Genomic DNA, 5,820 nt, shown 5'->3' on the forward strand with positions numbered 1-5,820 from the left:
GGGCCGACCGGACGGGGGCGGGCGTGCAGCCGCTGCCCCGCTCCGGGATCCTGGCGACCCAGGGGGTCGGCGCCTTCGACCCGGCCACGGGCGAGCGCCTGACCGGCGTGGATGTCGCGATGCCGATGCCGAGCCACGTGGCGATCACCGGCAGCCGCGGCAGCGGCGCCCGGGCGCTGGCGGCGGTGCTGGCCGGACAGGTCGAGCCCACCGCCGGAGCCGTCACCTATGCGGGCTCGGACCTGCGCGACTTCGACCCCGCGGAGCGCGCCCGGCACATCGCCTTCGCGGCGGGGGAGGCGATCCTGATGGAGGGGTCGCTCCGGCAGAACCTGCTCTACGGCACCGACCCGGCGAGCGCCCCCGACGATATCGCGCTGATCGGCATCAGCCGGCTCACCGGGCTCGATGGCTTCGTGTACGCCCGCGGGCTGACCGGACGGCTCGATCCGGCCACCCAGCCGCGGCTCGCCGCGGCGATCGTCGACGCCCGGCGGACCATGCGGGTGGCGCTGGCCGCCAAGGGGGCCGAGCGCCTCGTCGAGCCGTTCGATCCCGACCGCTACAACAATCAGGCGAGCATCGGTGAGAACATCCTGTTCGGGGAGCCGGTGGGCGGCGCCTTCGCGCCCCTGCGCTTCGCACGCCACCCCTACCTGCGGGCGGTCCTGGAGGCCGAGGGGCTCGTGCGCCCGCTCACGGAGATCGGCCTGTCGGTGGCCCGCAGCACGGTCGAGATCTTCGCCGACCTGCCCAACGACCATCCGCTGTTCGACGCCTACTCCCTGTTCCAGGCCTCCGAGCGCGGCTATTTCGAGGATCTCGTGGCGCGGCTCCCCGGCGCGGCGAGCCTGCGCCGGGGAGCCGCGGGGCAGCGCGACCGCACGCGCCTGATCGGGCTGGCGCTGCGCTACAGCGAGACCCGCCATCGCTTCGGCCTGATCGACGCGGCGTTCGAGGAGCGCCTCGTCCAGGCGCGCCGCTCCTTCGCGCGGATGCTGCCGCCGCACCTCGCCGGCGCGGTGGTGTTTCACGATCCGTCCCGGGTCAATCCGGCGGCGAGCCTGGAGGAGAACCTCCTGTTCGGCCGGATCAGCCTCAGCGAGGCGAATGCCGAGCCGCGGGTGCGGGAACTGGTGCGCCGGGTCCTGGCCGACGAGGGGCTCGAAGCCTCGGTTTACGGCCTCGGCCTGGACTCCGCGGTCGAGGCGCAGCCCGGCACCGGCGCCCTGGCGGACGGCGCGATCAGCGCCCGCGAACGGGTCGCGATCGAGCTGAGCCGGTGCCTCGCCCGCGAGCCCGACATCCTCGTGGTGGCGGTGACGGTGGACGAGCGGAAGGCCGAGGGCGCGCGCGCGCGCCTCGCCCAGTTGCGGCAGGCGCGGACCGGGCGCGGCCTGATCGTCTGTCTTCCCGAGGCGGCCCTTCCGGAGGGCGTCGAGCCGTTCGACGCGGTGATCGCGGTGGAGAACAGCGCGGTGGTGACGCCCGTGCCGGCGGCCGCCGAGCGGGAGCCCGCCCCGGCGGTCTGACCCGGGGCGACCGTGGGAGGCCGTGATCCGCAGGAGAGGGTGCAGCCTCACGGCCGCCGCAATAATCCGTCAGGGCGGGGAGCCGCGCCCGTCCGGCAGCCATCCCGGCCGATCCAGCGCGGACGGTTCATGCCTCGACCGACTACGATAGCCCTCGCCGCCGGCCTCGCCGTGCTCGCCCTCGCCGGCCCCGCCGCCGCGCAGGCCGGCAAGGCCGAGGCGCCGATCCCGGCCGAAACCCTCGCGCTGATGGCGCAGAAGGGTGTGACGGCCGCCTCGCCCGTCCTGTTCCGGGCCTACAAGAAGGAATCGGAGATCGAGGTCTGGAAGAAGGGCCGGTCCGGCTACGTCTTCATCAAGACCTTCCCGATCTGCCGCTGGTCCGGCCAGCTCGGCCCCAAGCGCAAGAGCGGCGACCGGCAGACGCCGGAGGGGTTCTACACGGTGCCCCGGCGCCAGATGAACCCGAACTCGCACTATTACCTGTCCTTCGACGTGGGCTACCCCAACGCCTATGACCGAGCCCATGGCGGCACCGGCTCGGCCGTGATGGTGCACGGGATCTGCTCGTCCATGGGCTGCTTCGCCATGACCAACGGTACGGTCGGCGAGATCTACGCCCTCGCGCGGGACGCGCTGAACGGCGGCCAGGCGGCCTTCCAGTTCCAGTCCTACCCGTTCCGGATGACCGCCGAGAACATGGCCCGGCACCGGACCGACCCGAACATCGCGTTCTGGCGCGAACTCAAGGCCGGCTCGGACCGGTTCGAAGCGAGTCGGGAGGAGCTGCAGGTCTCGGTGGCCGGCGGCCGCTACGCCTTCGCGCCCGCGCGGGATCCCGCCATCGAGGCCGCCGTGGCCACCCGCCGGGCCGTCGAGGAGGCGCGGATGACGGAGCTGGCCGAGGCGGGCGAACCCGCCGTCCGCACCACCTATTCCGACGGCGGCCAGAACGTCTTCTGGGCGGCCTACACGGCCCGGGGCGGCGCGGTCGGCGACATCAGCCGTCCGGAAGCCCTGGCCTTCGCGGGCCAGGAGGTCGTCGTCGTGCCGGGCCATCGCGCCCATCGGCCGGTGCCCGAGACCGTCTGGGCGTCCTGGGGCGCCCCCGATTCGGGCCTGTCGCTCCGGCAGATGGCGGGATTCGTCCCGGTCTACGAGCGCGCCCCGGACCGGTTCGGGGCGCTGACCGCCCCCTTGGCCACGCGCTACGGCGACGCCCTGCCATCCTGGCTCACCGCCGGTTTCGCCGGATCGCATCCCGGCCGCCCGATTCCGGGGGGCTCGACCCCCGGTCTCCTGGCGTCGGTCGAGCGGCTCTAGGCATGCGGAGGCCAGGCGCATCGGCCCATGCGTGTGCGCAGCCGCACATCACGACGGCCTGCGGCACACCAATTCATGGTACGGCAGGGGATCGGCGGTACACCTGCTCCGTCGGCCTGCCGTATTCAAAGCTACCTTCCCGGAACGGCGACGGGGTTTCGATCATAACCGATCGGGACCGACTGTCCGCGGATTCGTGATCGCCATGTCGAAGAGTTCCGAGCCGACCCTCGCGGCGGCCGACCAAGACCTCGTCCTCCGCTTCTGGGGCGTCCGCGGCTCGACGCCCGTCAGCGGCCCGCAATACGCCGAGTTCGGCGGCAGCACGCCCTGCATCGAGGTGCGGTGCGGACAGCGGATGTTCATCGTCGACGCGGGCTCGGGCATCTACAACCTCGGGCAGGGACACCGGACGGATCTGCCGCGGGAAGTCGACCTCCTGTTCAGCCACCTGCATCTCGACCACACCGCGGGGCTTCCCTTCTTCAAGCCGGCTGTCCTCGACTGCGACCGGGTGATCAACACCTATTGCGGCAACCTCGGCGGCGAATCGGCCGGTCCGACCCTCGACCGCCTGTTCGCGCCGCCGCTCTTCCCGGTTACCCTCGACAAGCTGTGCTGCACCTTCCACCATCACGGCTTCGAGGCGGGGCAGACCCTGACCTTCCCCGACGGGACGCGGGTCGACACGATCGGGCTGAATCATCCGCAGGGCTCGGTCGGCTATCGATTCGAACACGCCGGCCGGCGCCTGTGCCTGATCAGCGACATCGAGCACAGCGATCCCTGGCCGGCCCCGGACCTCGCCGCCTTCGTCGCCGAGGCCGACCTGATGGTCTACGACGGCATGTTCACCGACGGCGAGTATCCCACCTGCCGGGGCTGGGGGCACTCGACCTGGCAGAAGGGCGTCGAGCTGGCCCGGACGGCGGGCGTGAAGGCGCTGGCGATCATCCACCTGCACCCGGCCCATTCCGACACCGCGCTCCGCGACATGGAGGCGGACATGCAGGCCGAGATGCCGACGGCGTTCATCGCCCGCGAGCGCCAGAGCCTGACGGTCGGAGCACCCCGCGCGGTGACGGGTCGGCCGAGCGGCCGGCCCGCCGTGGCGCGGGAGATGCGCCGCCGGATCAAGGTCGCCTGACGGCACGGGTCAGGCGGACCGACCCGTGCGGGTCCGGCCGTACCGCGCCCAGGCGAACAGCACGAACAGCGCGACGCCGATGATCAGGATGCTCCAGCCGTAAGTGCTCACGAGCTGCGAATCGATCGGATGACCGACGACGCCGAGCGCCACCAGCAAGCCGAACGCCGCGATCGCCGCGGAAACGAGCATCCCTACAATCATCGAAGTCCCCGGCGCGTCCCATCCGCGCGATTCGGCAGGGTCGTTTGGTGGGGGAGAATGCACGGCGGCCGCACCCGTTCCCGCTCGGCGCCGGGCGACCGTCGTCCGTTGTCACCGGAATGCCGCCACGGTCGAAACGACGGGTCCCAACGCGGCGAAGTTAGGCTAAGTAGGCGGCCTGACGGCGCCCGGAGGCGCGCGAGGAGCCCGAGACAACGGCGATGAGCGGCCAAGAGAACACGACCGCGCCCGCGACGGCGCACACGAGTCCGGACACGAGCCCCACCTCCGTCGCTGCGCCGGGGCTCCTGCGGCCGCAGGACCAGCTCGTGACGATCTACGGGGGCTCGGGATTTCTGGGCCGGCACGTGGTGCGGGCGCTGGCGAAGCGCGGCTACCGGATCCGCGTGGCGGTGCGCCGGCCCGACCTCGCCCTGTTCCTGCAGCCGCTGGGGACGGTCAATCAGATCGTGGCCGTCCAGGCGAACCTGCGCTACCCGGATTCGGTGGCCCGGGCCGCCGACCGGTCCGACGTGCTGATCAACCTCGTCGGCATCCTTCAGGAAACCGGCTCCCAGAGCTTCGCGCGGCTGCAGGTCGACGGAGCAGACGCCATTGCCCGGGCCGCGGCGCGCCAGGGCGCCCGGATGATCCACGTCTCGGCGATCGGCGCCGATCCGGCCTCGCCGTCGCTCTACGCACGCACCAAGGCGGAAGGCGAGGCGCGGGTCTTCGCCGCCTGCCCGGAGGCGGTGGTGTTCCGGCCCTCGCTGATCTTCGGACCCGGCGACGGGTTCTTCAACCGCTTCGCCAGCCTCGCCCGGGCACTGCCGGTCCTGCCGCTGGCGGGGGGACAGTCACGCTTCCAGCCGGCCTTCGTGGGCGACGTCGCCGAGGCGATCGCCCGCGCGGTCGACGGCAGCTTGGCGGCGGGCAAGGTCTACGAACTCGGCGGCCCGGAAGTAGGCACGCTGGAGCACTTCGTGCGCTACATGCTCAAGACGATCCGGCGCAGGCGCGCGATCGTGGACCTGCCCCTGCCGGCAGCCAAGCTCCAGGCCCGGATGCTGGAGATCGCCGACACCCTGACCTTCGGTCTGCTGCCGGACACGCTCAAGCTGACCCGCGACCAAGTGATCCTGCTCCAGAACGACAACGTCGTCTCGGAGGCCGCCAAGGCCGAGGGCCGGACCTTCCAGGGGATCGGGATCACGCCGACCGCCGCCGAAGCGGTGGTGCCGGGCTATCTCTGGACGTTCCGCAAGGCGGGGCAGTTCTCCACCGACCGCGACGAGGAACAGCTGTCCGAGGTGCCCGACATGTTGGCGGCCGCGCCCATGGCGGCCGGCTCGCAGCACCGGCCGAAGACCGCCTCCGGCCCGGCGATCGGAGCCGATGCCGGCGGCGCGCCGGGGACCGCGCAGGGCAGCATGGGCGTGCGCTGGGGCACCCGGAAACCGGGCTAGGTGCCGAGCCGTCTCCCGGCTCAGGCCATGAGCGCGCCCGCACCCCTCGGTTCCGGCGGCCCGGACGCGCGGCGCATCCTCGTCACCGGGGCGGCCGGCTTCGTCGGCGGTCACGTCCTGCCGTTGCTGGCGGGCGCGGGCCATCGCG

5 protein-coding genes are annotated in these 5,820 nt (G+C 72.4%); 4 read left to right on the forward strand and 1 reads right to left on the reverse strand.

Annotated features, from left to right (window positions below; genetic code table 11):
* From AC1DXK_RS29800 to AC1DXK_RS29810, 3 genes are all read left to right on the forward strand, one after another.
* Positions 1-1,532 (forward strand): P-loop NTPase family protein (locus AC1DXK_RS29800; RefSeq protein ID WP_477299633.1); only part of this gene is annotated, 1,532 nt, incomplete at its 5' end.
* A gap of 129 nt (positions 1,533-1,661) precedes the next feature.
* A complete protein-coding gene (locus AC1DXK_RS29805; RefSeq protein ID WP_457105541.1) occupies positions 1,662-2,855 on the forward strand; it encodes a L,D-transpeptidase family protein in 1,194 nt (397 codons plus the stop codon).
* Positions 2,856-3,060: 205 nt separating this feature from the next.
* Positions 3,061-4,002 carry an MBL fold metallo-hydrolase gene (locus AC1DXK_RS29810; RefSeq protein WP_457105540.1) on the forward strand — a complete coding sequence of 314 codons (942 nt, stop codon included), beginning with the start codon at positions 3,061-3,063 and terminating at the stop codon, positions 4,000-4,002.
* Between the two features lie 9 nt (positions 4,003-4,011).
* Here AC1DXK_RS29810 and AC1DXK_RS29815 read toward each other — a convergent pair whose 3' ends face one another.
* Entirely contained in the window at positions 4,012-4,194 is a 183-nt protein-coding gene (locus AC1DXK_RS29815) for a hypothetical protein (RefSeq protein ID WP_457105539.1), read from the reverse strand.
* Positions 4,195-4,427: 233 nt separating this feature from the next.
* Between AC1DXK_RS29815 and AC1DXK_RS29820 the strand changes: the two genes are divergently transcribed.
* Complete coding sequence (locus AC1DXK_RS29820; RefSeq protein ID WP_457105538.1) at positions 4,428-5,672, forward strand: complex I NDUFA9 subunit family protein; 1,245 nt, start codon at positions 4,428-4,430, stop codon at positions 5,670-5,672.
* The last annotated feature ends 148 nt before the right edge of the window (positions 5,673-5,820 follow it).

The organism is Methylobacterium sp. P3_A11 (assembly GCF_056403155.1).

Bases quoted from the DNA above. Each gene is read 5' to 3' on its own strand.
- AC1DXK_RS29805 (WP_457105541.1), top strand. From the start codon at position 1,662: ATGCCTCGACCGACTACGATAGCCCTCGCCGCCGGCCTCGCCGTGCTC.
- AC1DXK_RS29810 (WP_457105540.1), top strand. From the start codon at position 3,061: ATGTCGAAGAGTTCCGAGCCGACCCTCGCGGCGGCCGACCAAGACCTC.
- AC1DXK_RS29815 (WP_457105539.1), bottom strand. From the start codon at position 4,194: ATGCTCGTTTCCGCGGCGATCGCGGCGTTCGGCTTGCTGGTGGCGCTC.
- AC1DXK_RS29820 (WP_457105538.1), top strand. From the start codon at position 4,428: ATGAGCGGCCAAGAGAACACGACCGCGCCCGCGACGGCGCACACGAGT.